Source organism: Nitrospirillum amazonense (genome assembly GCF_007828045.1).
Classification (GTDB): Bacteria; Pseudomonadota; Alphaproteobacteria; order Azospirillales; family Azospirillaceae; genus Nitrospirillum; species Nitrospirillum amazonense_C.
The window spans coordinates 620,069-639,761 of record NZ_VITN01000001.1 but is presented as its reverse complement, the minus strand read 5'-3'; the positions used below and the strand labels follow the sequence as shown (position 1 = coordinate 639,761).

The 19,693-nt window shown below is 69.6% G+C and carries 13 protein-coding genes and 1 pseudogene; 12 read left to right on the top strand and 2 right to left on the bottom strand.

The features are described 5' to 3' along the window. Together FBZ89_RS02550 and FBZ89_RS02540 are read right to left on the bottom strand one after the other, a co-directional pair. Window positions 1-366: pseudogene (locus tag FBZ89_RS02550) on the bottom strand (reverse transcriptase domain-containing protein); the annotation flags it as partial. 673 nt (window positions 367-1,039) lie between these two features. Next, complete coding sequence (locus tag FBZ89_RS02540; RefSeq protein ID WP_050898732.1) at window positions 1,040-2,665, bottom strand: fumarate hydratase; 1,626 nt, start codon at window positions 2,663-2,665, stop codon at window positions 1,040-1,042. Between the two features lie 233 nt (window positions 2,666-2,898). On the opposite strand from FBZ89_RS02540, the gene FBZ89_RS02535 reads away from it, so the two are divergent. From FBZ89_RS02535 to FBZ89_RS02480, 12 genes are all read left to right on the top strand, one after another. Then, window positions 2,899-4,614, top strand: a complete 1,716-nt coding sequence (locus FBZ89_RS02535; protein WP_145748437.1) for a thiamine pyrophosphate-dependent enzyme — start codon at window positions 2,899-2,901, stop codon at window positions 4,612-4,614. A gap of 281 nt (window positions 4,615-4,895) precedes the next feature. Beyond that, the gene (locus tag FBZ89_RS02530; RefSeq protein WP_145748436.1) at window positions 4,896-9,215 is read left to right on the top strand and encodes a beta strand repeat-containing protein; all 4,320 of its coding nucleotides are present in this window, start codon (window positions 4,896-4,898) and stop codon (window positions 9,213-9,215) included. A gap of 676 nt (window positions 9,216-9,891) precedes the next feature. Further along, entirely contained in the window at window positions 9,892-10,641 is a 750-nt protein-coding gene (gene arsH, locus FBZ89_RS02525) for an arsenical resistance protein ArsH (RefSeq protein ID WP_145748435.1), read from the top strand. Between the two features lie 4 nt (window positions 10,642-10,645). Further along, complete coding sequence (locus tag FBZ89_RS02520; protein WP_145748434.1) at window positions 10,646-10,999, top strand: ArsR/SmtB family transcription factor; 354 nt, start codon at window positions 10,646-10,648, stop codon at window positions 10,997-10,999. Window positions 11,000-11,014: 15 nt separating this feature from the next. Beyond that, window positions 11,015-11,845, top strand: a complete 831-nt coding sequence (gene arsC, locus FBZ89_RS32015; protein WP_145748433.1) for an arsenate reductase (glutaredoxin) — start codon at window positions 11,015-11,017, stop codon at window positions 11,843-11,845. Window positions 11,846-11,856: 11 nt separating this feature from the next. Continuing rightward, window positions 11,857-12,882 carry an ACR3 family arsenite efflux transporter gene (gene arsB / locus FBZ89_RS02510; protein WP_145748432.1) on the top strand — a complete coding sequence of 342 codons (1,026 nt, stop codon included), beginning with the start codon at window positions 11,857-11,859 and terminating at the stop codon, window positions 12,880-12,882. Between the two features lie 458 nt (window positions 12,883-13,340). Continuing rightward, window positions 13,341-15,539, top strand: coding sequence for a TonB-dependent receptor (locus tag FBZ89_RS02505; RefSeq protein WP_246171995.1), 2,199 nt, complete (start codon window positions 13,341-13,343; stop codon window positions 15,537-15,539). Window positions 15,540-15,576: 37 nt separating this feature from the next. After that, complete coding sequence (locus tag FBZ89_RS02500) at window positions 15,577-16,257, top strand: Fe2+-dependent dioxygenase (RefSeq protein ID WP_145748431.1); 681 nt, start codon at window positions 15,577-15,579, stop codon at window positions 16,255-16,257. A gap of 4 nt (window positions 16,258-16,261) precedes the next feature. After that, window positions 16,262-17,491 (top strand): PepSY-associated TM helix domain-containing protein, encoded by a 1,230-nt coding sequence (locus FBZ89_RS02495; protein WP_145748430.1) that lies wholly within the window; start codon window positions 16,262-16,264, stop codon window positions 17,489-17,491. A gap of 68 nt (window positions 17,492-17,559) precedes the next feature. Further along, window positions 17,560-18,405: a tonB-system energizer ExbB gene (gene exbB / locus FBZ89_RS02490; RefSeq protein WP_246171994.1), complete on the top strand. Its 846-nt coding sequence runs from the start codon at window positions 17,560-17,562 to the stop codon at window positions 18,403-18,405. 5 nt (window positions 18,406-18,410) lie between these two features. Continuing rightward, window positions 18,411-18,836 (top strand): TonB system transport protein ExbD, encoded by a 426-nt coding sequence (gene exbD / locus FBZ89_RS02485; RefSeq protein ID WP_145748428.1) that lies wholly within the window; start codon window positions 18,411-18,413, stop codon window positions 18,834-18,836. Further along, the gene (locus FBZ89_RS02480; RefSeq protein WP_145748427.1) at window positions 18,817-19,578 is read left to right on the top strand and encodes an energy transducer TonB; all 762 of its coding nucleotides are present in this window, start codon (window positions 18,817-18,819) and stop codon (window positions 19,576-19,578) included. The genes exbD and FBZ89_RS02480 overlap by 20 nt, the downstream gene beginning before the upstream one ends. The last annotated feature ends 115 nt before the right edge of the window (window positions 19,579-19,693 follow it).

The following is a 19,693-nucleotide window of genomic DNA, read 5'->3' as shown; positions in this document are numbered from 1 at the left end:
CCGCGCGGCCCGCACCGCCTGGTGGGCGCTCCGTCCGGGACGGAACCCGTAGGAGGACCCGGAGAAGTCCGGATCGAACAGCGGCATCAGCACCTGATGCAACGCCTGTTGGATCAGCCGGTCCACGACTGTCGGGATACCCAACAGCCGAACACCGCCACCGGGCTTGGGGATCTCCACCCCCCGCACCGGCGACGGCAGGTATCGGCCCGCCAGCAGGTCTTCCTTGAGGCGCGCCCAGTGCTCAACCAGGTACGGCTTCAGCGCCCCGACCGGCATCCCATCGATGCCCGCCGCGCCCTGGTTCGCCATCACCCGGTCGTAAGCCCGCCTCATGTTCTCACGGCTGAGGACTTCCTCCAGCAACCGCTCTTCCGCCTCCGGTTGGAGGGGCCGACCTGCCGTGGCGCTTGACGCATCCAGCTCCTGCTCTCGCGGCTGCCGGCCGCTACCCTCAGAGTGGATGCGGGTCTTCACAGACCCGCTGGCCGCGTCTCCTGTCACCATCGAAAGCCAGGTCTCCTTCCGGCACTCCATGTTCTGCCCTTCACCGGCCCGGTGCGCCAGCTACTACGGCTTCTGCTGACTTCTGCCGCCCCATCCCGGCGCCTCGCGACGCCAGTAGCACACCTGTCACCAGGGGCAGGTCGGCAGACCTCCCAGGGTAAGACGCCTGACCTTCGTGCCATATACCCGCCGCATCTACGGCCGCATCCTCCGGGTGATATCGGGCTTCGGGCTTTTCGGCTCCCTCGCCCGGATGCGGACGCCTCATGCGATTCCTGTTCGTCAGGCCGGCACTTTGCTTGCAGCTTCCTTCAAACCCCACCTCGCGGCGACCCTCTTGCTGTTCGGCTAACGGTTCCCATCACCAGGGTCCGTAGAGGACTTCCACCTCCAAGTCACAAGCCGGTTACCAACCCGGCTCTCGGTGCTTACGCACCTCGCGCCATGCCTGGCGCACCGAAGAAAAAGGCCGATCCCGACGGGACCGGCCTTCCTCAATCGTGCGCAGGCCTGGGGCCGGACGCCTTCCGGATCAGGTGAATTCCTGGAAGAAGTCGTTGCCCTTGTCATCGATGACGACGAAGGCGGGGAAGTCCTCGACCTCGATGCGCCAGATGGCTTCCATGCCCAGATCCTCAAAGGCGATGCATTCCACCTTCTTGATGCAGTCCTGGGCCAGGCGGGCGGCGGCGCCACCGATGCTGCCCAGGTAGAAGCCGCCATGCTTCTTGCACGCCTCACGCACCGCCGGGCTGCGGTTGCCCTTGGCCAGCATGACGAAGGAGCCGCCCGCCGCCTGGAACTGATCGACGAAGCTGTCCATGCGGCCGGCCGTGGTGGGCCCGAAGGAACCGGAGGCATAGCCCGTCGGCGTCTTGGCCGGACCGGCGTAGTAGATGGGGTGGTTCTTGAAGTAATCCGGCAGCGGCTGTCCCGCCTCCAGCCCCGCGCGCAGGCGGGCGTGGGCGCTGTCGCGGGCCACGATCAGCGGGCCGGTCAGCGAGACGCGGGTGCGGATGGGGTACCGCGACAGGGTCTCGCGGATTTCCGACATGGGGCGGTTGAGGTCGATCTTGACCACCTCGCCCGCCAATTGGCTGTCATCGATCTCCGGCAGGAAGCGGGCGGGATCGTGCTCCAGTTCCTCCAGGAAAATACCGTCGCGGGTGATCTTGGCCAGGGCCTGGCGATCGGCCGAGCACGACACGCCGATGCCGATGGGCAGCGAGGCGCCGTGGCGCGGCAGGCGGATGACCCGCACATCATGGCAGAAGTACTTGCCACCGAACTGCGCGCCGATGCCCATGGTCTGGCTCAGCTTGTGGACGGCAGCCTCCATCTCCAGGTCGCGGAAGGCGTGGCCGCTTTCCGAGCCCTGGGTGGGCAGGCCGTCGTAATAGCGGGCCGAGGCCAGCTTGACCGTCTTCAGGTTCATCTCGGCGCTGGTGCCGCCGATGACGATGGCCAGATGGTAGGGCGGGCAGGCCGAGGTGCCCAGCGACTTGATCTTCTCTTCCAGGAAGGGCAGCAACCGGTCGGGCGCCAGCACCGAGGGCGTGGCCTGGAACAGGAAGGTCTTGTTGGCCGACCCGCCGCCCTTGGCCATGAACAGGAACTTATAGGCGTCGTCGCCCTCGGCGTAGATGTCCACCTGCGCCGGCAGGTTGGTGCGGGTGTTCTTTTCCTCATACATGGACAGGGGCGCCACCTGGCTGTAGCGCAGGTTGCGCTTGGCATAGGCGTCCAGCACGCCGCTGCCCAGGGCGGTCTCGTCACCGCCCTTGGTCCAGACGCGGCGGCCCTTCTTGCCCATGATGATGGCGGTGCCGGTGTCCTGGCACATGGGCAGGACGCCCGAGGCGGCGATGGAGGCGTTCTTCAGCAGGTCCAGCGCCACGAAGCGGTCGTTAGGCGACGCCTCGGCATCGTCCAGAATGGCGCGCAGCTGGGCCAGGTGGCCGGGGCGCAGCAGGTGGTTGATGTCGATGAAGGCCTGTTCGGCCAGCAGGCGCAGGCCCTCGGGCTCGACCTTCAGGACCTCTTCCCCGTCGAAGGTCGTGGTCGACACGTAGTCGCTGGTCAGCTTGCGGTAGCTGGTGGCGTCCTTGGCCACGGGGAACAGCGTGAACTCCCGGCTTTCACCGCCGACGTCTGGCATTGGGGCTCTCCCGATAATCCGGCCCGGCCGGTGCGTTCCGGCGGGCCCTGGTCACGGGCGGCTCCCGTGGCCGGCGGGGACCTTACGCCACCCGTCCGCCCCTGTCATCTGCGCCGCGCGCAACACGTCCCCCTTATGTTGACACCCCAACCAGCGGGCGCGGCTTCGCCGCACCCGGAACCTTCCCGCCCCCCTCCGGCGTTATTGCCCCGTCCACAGAGGAGGAAGAGGCAATGAGCCGCAGCGTCGCCGACATTATCGTGGAAACCTTGTTCGACGCCGGCGCCCGGCGTTGCTATGGCGTGCCGGGTGACACCCTGAACCACGTCACCGACGCCATCCGCCGGAGCGAGATGCGCTGGATCCATGTGCGGCATGAGGAGGCGGGCGCCATGGCGGCCGGGGCCGATGCCCTGCTGACGGGCGAACTGGCCCTGTGCGCCGGGTCCTGCGGGCCGGGCGGCCTGCACTTCATCAACGGCCTGTATGAAAGCCACCGCAACCGCGCGCCCGTGGTGCTGATCGCCAGCCAGATCACGCGGGATGAGCTGGGCTTCGACTTCCCGCAGGAGGTGGACTTCAAGGCCGTGTACAAGTCCGCCAGCGTCTTCTGCGAGGAAATCCGCACACCCACCCAGGCGCGGCGCATGACGGCCATGGCGGCACAGGCGGCGCTGACCAAGCGCGGCGTGGCCGTGCTGATCGTGCCCGTCGACGTTTCCAGCGCCGACGCGCCGGAGGAGCCCGCCTTCACCGCCCATCGCACGCGGCCGGTGGTGCGTTCCAGCGATGGCGAGCTGGACCGCATGGCCGAGCTGCTGAACGCCGGCGGCAAGATCGCCATCTATGGCGGCGCCGGCTGCGAGGATGCCCATGACCAAGTCGTTGCGCTGGCGGAACGGCTGCAGGCGCCCGTGGCGCGCACCTCCCGCGCCAAGGACTTCCTGGAGCCGGCCAACCCCTACGATGTGGGCATGACCGGCATTTTCGGCACGGCCGGCGGCTACCAGGCGCTGATGGACTGCGACACCCTGCTGCTGCTGGGCTGCGACTTCGCCTGGCGGCAGTATTATCCGCAGAAGGCCACCATCATCCAGGTGGACATCGACGGCGCCCACCTGGGCCGTCGCCACCCCGTGGACCTGGGCGTGGTGGGCGACGTGGCGCCGACGCTGGAGGCGCTGCTGCCGCGCCTGGCCCCGCGTGAGGACCGCACCTTTCTGAACGCGGCGCTGGACCATGCCGCCAAGGCCGATGCCAAGCTGGAGAAGCGCGCCGTGGCCGGCGAGGGCGACACCATCCACCCGCAATACCTGACGGAGACGGTGGCCCGCCACGCCGCCGTCGACGCCGTCTATACCGCCGATGGCGGGTCGCCCATGGTGTGGTGCCTGCGCCATGTGCCGGCCACGGGCCAAAACCGCACCGTCGTCAGCCTCAGCCACGGCACCATGGCCAACGCCATGCCGCAGGCCCTGGGCGCCCAGGCCGCCTTCCCCAGCCGGCAGGTCATCTCCCTCTCCGGCGACGGCGGGTTGGCCATGCTGATGGGCGACCTGCTCACCACGGTGCAGGAAAACCTGCCCATCAAGGTGGTGGTCTACAACAACGGCTCGCTGGGCTTCGTGGAGTTGGAACAGAAGGTGGAGGGCCTGCTGGACGCCTATACCGACCTGAAGAATCCCGACTTCGCCCGGGTGGCGGAGGCTATCGGCCTCTGGGGCCGCCGCGTGGAACGGCCGCAGGACCTGGATAGCGCCGTGCGCGACTGGCTGTCCACCCCCGGCCCCGCCCTGCTGGATGTGAAGGTTGACCGCTATGAGCTGGTGATGCCGCCCAAGGTGGAAATGGCCCAGGTGGTGGGTACCGCCCTCTATTCCGCCAAGGGCATCCTGGCCGGCCGGGGAAGCGAGGTGTTCGAACTGCTCGAGGGGGCGGTGCGCCCTTGATTCTGGCCCGCATCCAAAGGTTGATTGCCACCGGTTGGTCACAGGCCGGCCGGTGGCGTCCCGCCTACAATCGCAGGCAGGGAGCCACGCCGTAAAAAGGCCATCGCCGCCAGCCGCGCACCCCCCGCGCCTTCTTAGAAAAGCGACCCGATTTCCGACCACGCAGGTTCAGCCAGCGCGGTCGTCGCACGCGCGCCTGTCCGGCCCCGCGCCCCTCGGCGTTCTCCCCCGCGTCAGCCCGCCGGCGGCATCAGGCGGGAGGGAACCCCGAGGGATTCACCATGAGGGACCTGCGTCTCCAGCCCACGCCTAAACGCCCGGCCCGCCTGCGCCTGTTGCTGCTGGCCTCCGCCGCCTTGTGGCCGGCGGCGGGCAATGCCGGCACCGCCCCCAACGCCCTGCCGACCGGTGGCAGCGTGGCGGCCGGCAGCGCCAGCATCAGCCAGTCCGGTGCCGCCATGACGGTCAACCAGACCAGTCCGCGCGCCGTCATCACCTGGCAGGACTTCAGCATCGGTGGCAACGCCGGCGTCACCTTCCACCAGCCGGGCCCGGCCTCGGCGGCGCTGAACCGGGTGCTAAGCGGCATTCCCTCGGAAATCCTGGGCAAGCTGACGGCCAACGGGCAGATCTTCATCGTCAACCCCGCCGGCATCACCTTCGGCCAGGGCGCCAGCGTCAACGTCGGCGGCCTGGTCGCCTCCACCCTGGATATCGCCAACCAGGACTTCATGGCCGGCACCTACACATTCCAACGCAACGGCAGCACCGCCACGGTCGCCAACCAGGGCGCGCTGACGGCGGCCGGCGGCGGCTATGTCGGCCTGCTGGCGCCGGAGGTGATCAACGACGGCGTCATCACCGCCAAGCTGGGCAGCGTGGTGCTGGCGGCCGGTGAGAAGGTGACCCTGACCTTTGATCCAAAGGGCGACAAGGGGGGCGTCAGCGTGGCGGTGGATCCGGCCGCCATCCGCACCCTGATCGTGAACCACCGGATGATCGCGGCACCCGACGGCCAGGTGATCCTGGCCGCCAAGTCGGCGGACGCCTTGCTGGGCGGCGTCATCAATAACACCGGCGTCATCGAGGCGAGCGCGCTGACCAGCCACGGCGGCGTGGTGACGCTGGAGGCCTCGACCGGGATCGACAGTAGCGGCACCATCGCCGCCGATGGCGCGGGTGACGGCGGCACCATCCGTCTGAAGTCGGACGGCGTGACCACTGTCGCCGGTACGCTGAGCGCCAAGGCGGGTGCGGCCGGCGGCGATGGCGGCACCGTCGAGACCTCAGGCGCCACCCTGTCCATCGCCGACATCCATGTCGACACCACCGCTCTGCACGGCCACACCGGCACCTGGCTGCTGGACCCGGCCGACCTGATCGTGGGCCCCAGCGGTCCCGGCGCCGTCAGCAGCGGCACGGTGGAAACAGCCCTGGCCACCACCAACGTCACCCTGCAGACCGGCGCCAGCGGCACGGGCAACGGCGACATCCTGGTGGCGGGCGCCATTGCCTGGACCGGGCCCAACAGCCTGACCCTGAACGCCTACCGCGACATCACCGTCAGCGCCGACATCCGCCACGGCGGCGCCACCGCCGCCAGCCTGGCCCTGAACCCGGCCCAGGGGGGCAGCGGCGGCCTGGACGTAAACCAGGGCGCCAAGGTCACGCTGGCCGCCCCCGGCGACGGCCTGTCCATCCAGGGCCAGGCCTACACCCTGGTCAACAATCCTGCGCAGTTGCAGGCCATGACCGGCGACCTGGGCGGCCACTACGCCCTGAACGCCGATCTGAACATGTCCGGCTTCGCCTACACCGCCGTGGGCGATGGCGCCACGCCCTTCTCCGGCGCCTTCCAGGGCCTGGGCCACGGCATCGCCAACCTGACCGTGGGTGGCGGCGGCTTCAGCTATGTCGGCCTGTTCGGCGGCAATTCCGGCACGCTGAACGACGTGTCGCTGACGGCGGTCAACGCCAGCGGCACCCAGAATGTGGGCGGCATCGCCGGCTGGAACGCCGGCACCATCACCAACAGCCAGGTCACGGGCACCATCGCGCTGACCAGCCTATGGTCGGAACGGGTGGGGGGGCTTGCCGGCACCAACGCGGGCACCATTGCCTCAAGCCACGCCGCCGTGGCGGTCAGTGCCGGTGACCACACCACCCGCATCGGCGGCCTGGTGGGCCAGAACGACGGCCTGATCAGCGCCAGCTATGCCCTGGGCAGCGTCACGGCCGGCAGCAAGACGGGCGGCGACATCGACCTGCCGGACGAGGGCACCAGCCTCGGCATCACTCCGCCGCCCCAGCCCGGCAATGGCATCGGTGGCCTGGCCGGCGGCAACAGCGGCACCATCATCGACAGCTACACCCTGAACCGGGTGACCACCGGCACCCTGTCCGCCAATATCGGCGGGCTGGTGGGCGACAACCAGGGCCGCATCTTCAGCAGCTTCTCGCTGGGCACGGTGGCGGCCGGTGCCAATGCCAGCCAGGTGGGCGGCCTGGTGGGCCAGAACGGCTTCGTCCGGCTGTTCGATCCGCATTGGCCCCCGCCCCTCTCCCTGGCCGGAACCATCATCGACAGCTATTCCGCGGCCACCGTCACCGTGGCGGATACCGCCTACAGCGGCGGCTGGGGCGGCCTGGTGGGACTGAACGAATTGGGCACCATCACCAATTCCTACGCCGCCGGCGGCATATTGGGCAACGGCGTCGCCGGCCTGGTGGGCGTGAACGACGCCCTGATCACCGGCAGCCATGCCAGCGACGCCGTCACCAACGCCGCCGGCCTGGTCAACACCAACGGCACATACGGCACCATCGCCGGCAGCTACGCCACCGGCGACGTCGGCGGCACCGGGAATCTGGGCGGCCTGGTGGCCTACAACTACGGCACCATCAGCGCAAGCCACGCCACCGGCAGCGTCATCGCCCGCTTCGCCGCCACCATCGCCGGGCCGCAGACGGTGGGCGGTTTGGTGGCCTACAACATGGGCGTGGTCACGGACAGCTACGCCACCGGCGGCGTGGAGGGCACCAGTTCGACCGGCGGCCTGGCCGGCGTGAATTACGGCACCATCACCACCAGCCACGCCAACGGCGCCGTCACCGCCCGCGACGACAGCGGCCTGGTGGCCGGCACTGACATCGGCGGACTGGTCGGCCTCAACAGCGGCGGGACGATCGGGCAGAGCTATGCCACCGGCCAGGTGACGGCCGGCAATCGGGGCCAGGCCCTGGGCGGCCTGGCGGGCGGCAACACCGGCACCATCACCGACGCCTATGCCACCGGCGCCGTGCAGGTGGGGAACAGCGTCAGCGGCGTCGGCGGGCTGGTGGGCCAGAATGGTGGCCTGGTCAACCACAGCTTCGCCTTGGGCGCCGTGACGGTGGGCAACAGCGTCACCGGGGTCGGCGGACTGGCCGGAACCAACGGTGGCACCATCACCAGCAGCTACGCCACCGGCCTGGTCAACACCGGCACCCTGGCCCAAGGGGTGGGCGGCCTGGTCGGCACCAACGGCGGCCTGTTGGGCGGCGATCAGGCCGGCGCCACCATCAGCGTGGCCGGCGGCACCGGCACCGGTGGTCTGATGGTGGGGGGCCTGGCAGGGTCGAACAACGGCACCATCACCGACAGTTCCGCCACCAGCGCCATCATTGCCCAGACGTCCGGTACCGTCGGCGGGCTGGTCGGATTGAACAGCGGCGAGATCCGGCGTGCCTGGGCCAGCGGCGATGTCAACGCCAACTATCGCGTCGGCGGCCTGGCGGGCGTCAACAGCGGCACCATCAGCGACAGCCACGCCACCGGCACCATCAGCGACACGGTCGCCGGCGTCACCACCTTCCCGGGCTATGCCGGCGTCTATGTCGGCGGGTTGGTGGGGCAGAACCTGGGCCTGGTCAGCAACAGCTACGCCACCGGCGCCATCAGGGACAGCGGCTACGGCAGCTATGGCCTGGGCGGCCTGGTGGGATCCAACAGCGGCACCGTCACCAACAGCTATGCCCTGGGCATCGTGGCGGGCAGCGCCCGGGGCGACGCCGTCGGCGGCCTGGTGGGGGAGAACCTGGGGATGATCGACACCAGCCATGCGGGCGGCACCGTCTCCTCCGGCGGGCGGGACGGCGAGGTGGGGGGGCTGGTCGGCAGCAATGACGGTACCATCACGAACAGCTATGCCACCGGCAATGTCTTCAACGCGCCGGAAAGCGGCGCCATCGGCGGCCTGGTGGGCACCAACAACGGCCTGATCAGCCACAGCTACGCCACCGGCGACGTCAACGCCCAGGCCGACAACGCCGTTGGCGGGCTGGTGGGCACCAACAACGGCACCGTCACCGACAGCCGCAGCAGCGGCACCATCTCGGGCCTGAGCATCGTCGGCGGCCTCATCGGCAACAACAGCGGCACGGTGGTGAACAGCGGCAGTGTCAGCGACATCCTGACCAGTGACCCGCCCTACTATGCCGGCCTGCTGATCGGCTACCAACACACCAGCGGCACCATCGTCAACAGCGCCGGCGCCGGCACCATCACCACCGGCGTGGTCGTCGGCGGCTCCACCGCCCAGATCGGGGGCACCGGGTTCTGACCCGGCGGGCCGGCGCCCCAGGCAAGGGGCGCCGGCCCGCCCATTTCCGACAAAACAGGCCGGCGCATCCCGGAAAGCGGCGGCCCTGTCAGCCGGAGGGCGGTGGCGCTGGTGCTGCGCCGTCAGCACGTCGGGATAGGCCGCCACCGGGCCCTGGAGCCTGCGGATCGCCCGGAAGATGTGGGCCTCGCCCAACAGGCACTCGTGGTAATCCTCACCGAACGTGCGGAACAAGGTCGCCGCCCGCTTCAGGGGCCCGCGTCGACAGCCCCGGAGTCGGTTGGCCCTCGTTCCCGCGCAGGCGCGCGGCGGTCTCCGTGTAGGCGAACAGGGCCCGGCGCAGCACGCCGTGCTCGCGCATCATATCCTCAACCGCGCCGACGCCCTTCCCGCTGCCCGCCCCCTTCCCGCGTCCCGCCAAGCCCGCGGCCGCGACGGCGCCGGCGGAACCGGTATGGAGGAACGACCGGCGCGGCATTAAGGCGCAAATTCACCACGCTTGAAAACACAGGGAATCCGGGCCGCGCTGCCCGCGACTGAACACCCTTCCTCTTGGTACCGGGCGCGTGGGGCCGGTACCCATTCTGAGACCGATCGGCAGATTCGGGCGAGCAGTTGGCATAACCGATTTCAAAGTCGTTTGACTATTCGATATTTGTCGAATTATCGTATCGGCATGATCGACCTCCCGAACATCGACGCTGCCCGGTTCGACTGCCCCGACCTGGACAAGCTCACCCCCAAGCGGATTTCCACCCATCCGCCGCGCATCCTGCTGCTCTACGGTTCGCTGCGGGAGCGGTCCTTCAGCCGTTTCCTGACGCAGGAGGCCGCCCGCCTGCTGGAGCGGTTCGGGTGCGAGACCCGCATCTTCGACCCCGCCGGCCTGCCGCTGCCCGACAGCGCGCCCCCAACCCATCCCAAGGTCGCGGAACTGCGCGAGTTGTCCATCTGGTCCGAGGGCCAGGTGTGGTGTTCGCCTGAGCGCCACGGGACCCTCACCGGCGTGTTCAAGAGCCAGATCGACTGGCTGCCGCTGGAGACGGGCAGCGTCCGGCCCACCCAGGGCCGCACCCTGGCGGTGATGCAGGTGTCCGGCGGCAGCCAATCCTTCAACGCCGTGAACGCCATGCGGGTGCTGGGCCGTTGGATGCGCATGGTGACCATTCCCAACCAGTCGTCGGTGGCCAAGGCCTACCAGGAGTTCGACGACGACGGCCGCATGAAGCCGTCCGCCTACTACGACCGCGTGGTCGACGTGATGGAGGAATTGGTGAAGTTCACCCTGCTGGTGCGCGATCGCTCCGACTACATGGTCGACCGCTACAGCGAGCGGAAGGAGGCCGCGGCCAAGGAACCCAAGCCCGACCTGGGTGCTGTGGCGATGAACCATGAAACACCGGCACCGGCGCCCGCGGAAGCGTGACGCCATGGAACCGAAAGCCGCCATCGACGCCTTCGCCGCCCTGGCCCAGGAGACTCGCCTGAGCGTCTTCCGCCTGCTGGTGCGGGCGGGCCTCAACGGCCTGACCGCCGGCGACGTCGCCGCCCGGGTCGGCGTGCCGTCCTCGACCCTGTCGCACCACCTCGGCCTGCTGGAGCGGGCGGGCCTACTGCGCTCCTGGCGGGTGCAACGGCAGATCTTCTACGCTACCGACTACGAGGGCACCCGGCGCCTGCTGGCCTTCCTCATGGAGGATTGCTGCCAGGGCCTGCCCGAACTGTGCGGCACCGGCATCGCCGACGCGATCGACTGCTGCCCCAAACCCACCGTCGATGCCTGACAACCCGAGCATCCCATGACCGCGATCACCATCTACCATAACCCCGGCTGCGGCACGTCACGCAACGTCCTGGCCATGATCCGCCAGGCCGGCGTCGAGCCCGAGGTGATCGAGTACCTGAAGGCCCCGCCCAGCCGTGCCGTGCTGGCCAACCTGATCCGGCGCATGGGCGTGCCCGTGCGCCAAGTGCTGCGCCGCAAGGGCACACCTTATGCGGAGCTTGGTCTGGACAAGCCTGAGTGGACCGACAACGAGTTGCTGGACTTCATGATGGTGCACCCCATCCTGATCAACCGGCCCATCGTGGTGACGCCCCGGGGCGTGAAGCTCTGCCGGCCGTCGGACGTCGTCCTGGACCTGTTGTCCGACCTGCCCCACGCGGATTTCGACAAGGAGGAAGGGGTGCCCTTCCTGAAGGACGAGCCGGTCCCGGCCACCGATCCCGGCTTGGCGGCGGCGCTGACGGCCGCCGGCCTGCCCGTGGCGGACCTGGCCGACGGCGGGGGCCGGTTCTTCGCCTACCGGACCCTGGGCGGCACGCCCGCGGGCTACGGCGGGTATGTGCCGTTGGGCGCCGACATCCTGGTCCGCTCCGTAGTGGTGCCGGCGACGGCGCAAGGCAAGGGCATCGGCCGCAACCTGGTGGCCCTGCTGCTGCGCCGCGCCTGGGAGGAAGGCCACCAGCGGGCCTGGCTGCTGACCACCTCCGCCGGCGGCTTCTTCGAGAAGGCCGGGTTCAAGCCCATTCCCCGCGACCAGGCGCCGGCATCCGTTCTGGCCACGCCCCAAGCCCAGAGCCTGTGCCCCTCCACCGCGACGCTGCTGTCGCGGACCATCACAGTCTGAGGACCATCCCCATGTCCCGCTTCGAACGCTACCTCAGCCTGTGGGTGGCGCTGTGCATCGTCGCCGGCATCGCCCTGGGACACCTGCTGCCGGGCATGTTCAGCACCATGGCGGCCGCCGAGGTGGCCAAGGTCAACCTGCCGGTCGCCCTGCTGATCTGGCTGATGATCATCCCCATGCTGCTGAAGATCGACTTCGGCGCCCTGGCGCAGGTGAAGGAGCATTGGCGGGGGGTGATGGTCACCCTGTTCATCAACTGGGCGGTCAAGCCCTTCTCCATGGCGCTGCTGGGCACGCTGTTCATCGGCACCCTGTTTGCCGGCCTGCTGCCGGCGGGCCAGGGCCCGTCCTACATCGCCGGCCTCATCCTGTTGGCGTCTGCCCCCTGCACGGCCATGGTGTTCGTCTGGTCCAACCTGTGTGAGGGCGAGCCGCATTACACCCTGAGCCAGGTGGCCCTGAACGACGTGATCATGGTGTTCGCCTTCGCGCCCCTGGTGGGGCTGCTGCTGGGCGTGGCCTCCATCACCGTGCCCTGGGCCACCCTGGCGCTGTCGGTCGCCCTCTACATCGTCGTGCCGGTGGTGGTGGCGCAGGCTTGGCGCCGCGCCCTGCTGGCCGGCGGCGAGGCCCGGCTGAAGCGCGCCCTGTCCATCCTGCAGCCCATGTCCCTGGTGGCGCTGCTGACCACCCTGGTGCTGCTGTTCGGCTTCCAAGGGGAGCAGATCCTGGCCCAGCCCCTGGTGATCGCTCTGTTGGCGGTGCCCATCCTCATCCAAGTCTACCTGAACGCCGGCCTGGCCTACCTGCTGAGCCGCCACTTCGGCGTTGCCTGGTGCGTCGCCGCACCGGCGGCCCTGATCGGCGCCAGCAACTTCTTCGAACTGGCCGTGGCCGCCGCCATCAGCCTGTTCGGCCTGAACTCCGGCGCCGCCCTGGCCACGGTGGTGGGCGTGCTGGTGGAGGTGCCAGTCATGTTGTCGGTGGTGCGCCTGGTGAAAGCCACCCGGCCTTGGTATGAGCGCGGCGCCGTCTGATGGATGCGCCGGGCGGACCTGTCCCCGGAGCGCGCGGCCCAGCGCATCACGGGTTCATCTCCGACCTCGGCGCAGCACAGATCGTCTCCTGGGGCACACTGATCTACGCCTTCCCCCTGCTCGCAGGATCTATGGGGCGGAGTTCGGCTGGTCGAAGACGCAAACCTACCTGCTGGCGTCGCTGGCCCTGGGGACGGCAGGCTTGGTGAATTTGCGCCCTAATAGCAGACCGGCGGCTCTGATCCATGATCCCACCCCACCATTTTGCCGCACCGCAACACTGCCATGCGGGCTCCCCCGCCAGATTTTGATAATCAGTCTCACCGGCCCGTTGACAGGGGGCAAATCGGCAAATAAGAGTCGATCGCAATCTTAACAAGGGGTATAACCGCGGAGCTCGATAGCCGGGATCCGCGCGGGGAGCCAACCACATAGCGTGGCATAAGGTGGGGACCGTCATGTCGAGCAACCGCAATTTCATCATCGCCAGCCGGGCCAAGCCGCCCCGCACGCTGGCGCGTACCGCCCTGGGCCTTGCGAGCATGAGCCTGGCCGTTTCCCTGGGCGCGCAGGCCCAGACGGCGACGGCGCCCGCCCCCCAGGGCGGCACGGGCCAGTTGCCCACCCTATCGGTGCAGGACCAGGACGCCGCCCCGGCGCAGGATTATCGGACCGAGCGGTCGTCCAACGTGAAGCTGACGGAAAAGCTGCTGGACACGCCGCAGTCCGTCACCGTCATCTCCGGCCAGGAGATGAAGGACCAGGGCGTCACCACCCTTCGCGACGCCCTGCGCAACGTCGCCGGCATCAGCCTGGCGGCCGGTGAAGGCGGCGCCCAGGGCGACAGCCTGACCCTGCGCGGCTTTAGCGCCCGGTCGGACATCTTCCTGGACGGCCTGCGCGACTTCGGCAGCTATTACCGCGACAGCTTCAACTACCAGTCGGCCGAGGTGCTGAAGGGCCCGGACAGCGCCATGTTCGGGCGCGGGTCCACCGGCGGCACCATCAACCAGGTGAGCAAGACGCCGACGCTGGAGGCCATCACCGCCGGCACCGCCGGCCTGGGCACCGACGGCATGAAGCGCCTGACGGCCGACGTGGACCGCGCCATCGACGCCACCACCGCCGTGCGCCTGAACGCCATGGGCACCAGCAGCTTCGTGGAGGGCCGCGACGGCGCCAAGAATGAGCGCTACGGCTTCGCGCCCTCGGTCGCCTTCGGCATCGGCACGCCCACCCGCGTCACCATCAGCTACCTGCACCAGTCGGAGGATGACCGGCCGGACTACGGCATCCCCTTCCTGCTGGGCAAGCCGGCGCCGGTCGACTACCGCACCTACTACGGCTTCCACAGCGACTACCTGAAGACCGACGCCAACGTCGTGACCGCCGACGTGCAGCACGACCTGACGTCCGCCATCACCCTTGAAAACCAGTTCCGCTACGGCAACTACTACCGCAACGTGCGCATCACCGAGCCGCAGCTGGTGAATGCCAACGTGACGCCGGCCACCGTCGGCCCGCTGTCGGGCGTGGCCATCAAGCGCAACGCCATCACCGTGCGCAGCGTGGAAACCACCCTGGACGACCAGGCCACGGCGTCCGCCCGGTTCAACACCGGCTTCCTGGAACATCATCTGGTGGCGGGCGTGGAACTGTCGCGCGAGACGTCGGACCCGACGCGCACCGCCTGGACCGGGGTGCCCAACACCACGCTGCTGAACCCCAACGAGTACCAGGCTTTCGCCGGCGTGGGCACCATCTCGTCCCGCGTCAGCACCACGGTGGACACGGTGGCGGTGTTCGCCGTCGACACCATCAAGTTCAACGAGCAGTGGTCGCTGGTCGGCGGCTTCCGCTACGACCACCTGGACACGGACTACACGCAGACCGTGGCCCCGGCCGCCGCCTTCTCCCGCACCGACAGCCTGCCGTCCGGCCGCGCCTCGCTGGTGTTCAAGCCCACGCCGGAAAGCAGCCTCTACGCCAGCTTCGGCACCTCGTTCAACCCGTCGGCCGAGCAGCTGTCGCTGTCCGCCGCCACGGCCAACCTGGACCCGGAAAGCAATAAGACTTACGAGGTCGGTGGCAAGATCGACCTGCTGCACGACGCGCTGAGCGTGCGTACCGCCCTGTTCCAGACGGAAAAGGACAACGCCCGCGTCACCGACCCCAACAACTCCGCCCTGAACGTGCTGGGCGGCGACCAGAAGGTGCGGGGCGTGGAGCTGGAGGTGACGGGCCACATCACCGAGGACTGGCAGGTCAGCACCAGCTACGCCTACATGGACGGCCGGGTCATCAAGTCCACCACCTTCAGCCAGGTGGGCCGCGGTCTGCCCAACGTGCCGCACCACACCTTCAACCTGTGGACAACCTATCAGGTGACCCACCAGCTGCAGATCGGCGGCGGCGCCAACGCCGTGTCGCAGCGCATCGGCAGCTCCAGCCCCGTGGCGGCCACCAACCTGATCAACACCGTGCCCGGTTATGTCACCTTCAACGCCATGGCCAAGTACGACATCACGGAAAAGATCAGCATCCAGGCCAACATCATCAACCTGACCGACCGCGACTACGTCGACCAGATCCACCCGGCCCACCTGGTCCCGGGCGAGGGCCGCACGGTCCAGTTCACCGCCAACTTCGCCTTCTGATCCACCCATCAACCCCAGACCATCCAAGGCGGCACCCATGCTTCTTCACATTCCCGGCGTCCTGACCCAAGAGCAGGTCGCCTGGTGCCGCCAGCAGATGGAAACCGCCGATTGGGTGGACGGCCGCGTGACGGCCGGCCACCAGTCGGCCATGGCCAAGAACAACGCCCAGATCCCGGCCGACCATCCGGCGGCCCGCGCCATGGGCGACATGATCCTGGCGGCGCTGGAGAAGAACGCCCTGTTCCTGTCGGCGGCCCTGCCGCTGAAGGTGTTCCCGCCGCTGTTCAACCGCTATGCCGGCGGCCAGTCGTTCGGCATCCACGTCGATAACGCCATCCGCCAGATCCCCGGCACACCGCACCGCGTGCGCACCGACCTGTCCGCCACCCTGTTCCTGGCCGACCCCGACGAGTACGACGGCGGCGAGCTGCTGGTGGAGGACACCTATGGCGAGCATGAGGTGAAGCTGCCGGCCGGGGACATGGTGCTGTACCCGTCCACCAGCCTGCACCGCGTGGCGCCGGTGACCCGGGGCGCCCGCATCGCCTCGTTCTTCTGGATGCAGAGCATGGTGCGCGACGACGGCGAACGCACCCTGCTGTTCGAGCTGGACACGACCATCCAGGATCTGAACCGGGAGGCCGCCGGCCAGCCCGCCGTGGTGCGGCTGACCGGCATCTACCATAACCTGCTGCGCCGCTGGGCGGAGGCCTGACGCCATGGTGAAAACGCTGCGCTTCCTGCACCTGTGGGTGGGCCTGATCCTGGGCCTGCCCCTGTTGGCGCTGGGCCTGTCGGGTACCGTGCTGGTGATCGAGCCCGAGCTGCGCGCACTGTTCACACCATCATTGCCGGCCTCGCCCGCCGATGCAGCACCACATGGCGTGGCCGAGGTGGTGGCCGCCGCCGCCGCGGCCCTGGACACCGCTGGTGCCCCGCCGGGCGCCCGGCCCGCCAGCTACGCCGCGCCATCCGCGCCGGGCGGAACCGCCACCGTGCGCTTCCAGGCCCCCCGCCGCATGCCGCAGGGTGGGGAGCACGCCCACGGCCAGGGCGGCCCCCGCCCGCAGGGCGGCGGGCCAGGCGGCGGCATGCCGGGCATCAGCGTGCACATCGACCCGGTCACCCTGGCGGTGGTGAACACGCCCGGCCTGGACGCCACCATCGGCTGGATCCACCGCTTGCACGGCAACCTGCTGATCCAGGACCGCAGCGGCCGCGACCTGGTGGGGTACCTGGGCCTCATCATGACGGCGCTGGGCGTTACCGGCCTGGTGCTGTGGTGGCCCCGGCCCGGGCAGTGGCGCCAGTCCTTCATCGTGCGCAAGGCGGCCAAGGGTGCCCGCTTCCATCGCGAGTTGCATGGCGCCGCCGGCATCTGGGGCCTGGCCGTCTTCCTGGTAGTCAGCTTTACCGGCGTCGCCATCGCCTTCCCCCAGACCATCGCCGCCGGCATCGCATCGGGGTTGCCCATGGCGGCGCAGACCCAGGGCTTCGCCGTGCCCAAGGTGACGCCGCGCGACGGCGTGGACCCGGCCGGCGTGGATGAGGCCGTGGCGATCGCCCTGGCGGCATCGCCCCGCCCCGGCCTGGCCCTGCGCGGCGCCGGCCTGCCGCAAGGCCCCGACCAGGCCATTCGCGTGGTGCTGGCGCCCCCGGGCGGCGACGCTTCCAGCGCCGTTACCCTGATGGTGGACCCCTGGGCCCGCCAGGTGGTGGAGGTACGCGACCCCAACGCCCAGGCCGCCGGCAACAAGATCACCGGCTGGATGCGCCCCCTGCATGAAGGCGAGGGGCTGGGCCCCATTTACCGCGTCCTGGTGGCGCTGAGCGGCCTGCTGCCCACCCTGTTCGCCATCACCGGCATCTCCATGTGGTGGATCAAGCGCCGGAACCGCAAGGCCGGCGCCGCCCGCGCCGCCGCCATCCTGCAATCCGCCGCGGAATGACCGCCATCAACCGTCACACGACGCGTCAGGGCAGCGACGCGATGATTTCAAAGAGGGGCACGACAATCATGGCGACCATATTGTTGAAGCGGGCTGGGCTGAAGCGCACGGCCGCCGGCCTGACGGCGGCGCTGGGCTGGGGCGCGGCCGGCGGCGCCTGGGCGCAAGAGGGGACAACGCGCGCGGCCGCCGCAACCGTGCCGCACGACCTGTCGGCCATGGGCATGTTCCTGAACGCCGATGGCGTGGTGAAGGCCGTCATCCTGGGCCTGCTGGCGGCCTCCGTCGTCACCTGGACCATCCTGTTGGCCAAGGGCCTGGAACTGCGCGCCGCGCGCGGCCGCCTGCAGGGCTCGCTGGACAAGCTGGACGACGCCCCCAGCCTGGACGTGGCGGCCAGCCAGCTGACGAACGAGGCCGACGCCCTGGCCCTGGCCTTCGCCCGCGCCGCGACCGCCGAACGTGCCCAGTCCGACGGCCTGCCGGCCGAGGGCGTGAAGGAGCGCGTGGTGCTGCGGCTGGAACGGCTGGAGGCCAAGGCCCGCCGCGCCATCGTGCGCGGCACCGGCATCCTGGCCACCATCGGCGCCACCGCCCCCTTCGTCGGCCTGTTCGGCACGGTGTGGGGTATTATGAACAGCTTCATCGGCATCTCGAAGACCCAGACCACCAGCCTGGCGGTCGTGGCCCCGGGCATCGCCGAGGCGCTGCTGGCGACCGCCACCGGCCTGGTGGCGGCCATCCCGGCGGTGGTGGTCTACAACGTTTTCGCCCGCAAGGTGGACGGTTATCGCGTGCTGCTGGCCGACGTGTCGGCCGGCGTACTGCGCCTGGTCAGCCGTGACCTGGACCGCGCGCAGGCTGGCATCCAAGGGGCCGGCGTCACCCTCTCCCGCGGCCGCGCGGCGGAGTGACCGGGATGGCTGCCCGTCTTTCCCACGGCGGCGATGAGCTGGCCGAGACCCACGAGATCAACGTCACGCCCTTCATCGACGTGATGCTGGTGCTGCTGATCATCTTCATGGTGGCGGCCCCCTTGGCCACCGTGGACGTGCCGGTGGACCTGCCCTCCTCCAACGCGCCGCCCCGGCCGCACCCGGAAAAGCCGGTGACCCTGACCATCCGCGCCGACCTGACCCTGGCGGTCGACGGCGCCGACGTGGCGCGCGACGGCTTGGCCGCCGCCCTGGACCAGGCCGCCGGCGGCGACAAGGAACAGCGCATCACCCTCAGCGCCGACCGCGTCGTCTCCTACGGCGACCTGACGGCGGTGATGAACAGCCTGCGTAGCGCTGGCTACCTGAAGGTCTCGCTGGTGGGGCTGGATGGCGGCGGGGCCCCGTGACGCCATGGCGATGGCATCGATGAACAAGAACGGCGGCGACCTTCCTGGCGAGGACAGGCGCGGACGCTTGGTCTGGGGCGGCAGCTTGGCCTTGGTGCTGGCCGCCCATGCCCTGGCCCTGCCCTGGCTGATGGCGCGCTCCACCCTGGAGCCGCCGCCTCCTCCACCGCCGCTGCAGATCGACCTGCCGCCGCCCCCGGCGCCACCGCCACCCGCACCGCCCAAGCCCGAGCCCCCGAAGCCGGAGCCGCCCAAACCCACGCCCCAACCCACGCCCAAGCCCCCGCCGCCCAAGCCGGTGGCGGTGAAGCCCATCCCCCTGCCCCCGCCGCCGCCGGTGCCGCCACAGGCCGCCCCGGTTGCGACGCCGCAACCTGAGCCGCCGCCGCCCAGCACAGCGGTGCAGACGGCCACCCCGGCGCCGGAGGCCCCGCCCGCCCCGCCGGCACCGGCCAGCAAAGGCCCGGACAGCTATGAGGGCCGGCTGATGGCGCACCTCTACCGCTATCTGCGCTATCCCGCGCAGGCGCGGCAGCGTCACCAGGTGGGCACCGCCTTGGTGCACTTCACCCTCGACCGGACAGGCCACGTGCTGAGCGTGACGCTGGGGCGCAGCTCCGGTTCCGCCCTGCTGGATGAGGAGGCGGTGGCCACGGTGCGGCGGGCCGACCCGTTGCCCCCGGCCCCGGACGACAAGCCCCTGGACTGGACCCTGCCGGTGGACTTCAGCCTGCTGCGCTGAGGCCCCCAACCGTCATTTCCGTTGCGCCCCAAGGTGCTGCTGGTCAATTATTTTGACCGCGCCACCGCGCCGCCGTCACAAGCGGGCGACCGGGAACGGTGGGGCAGAGGAAACG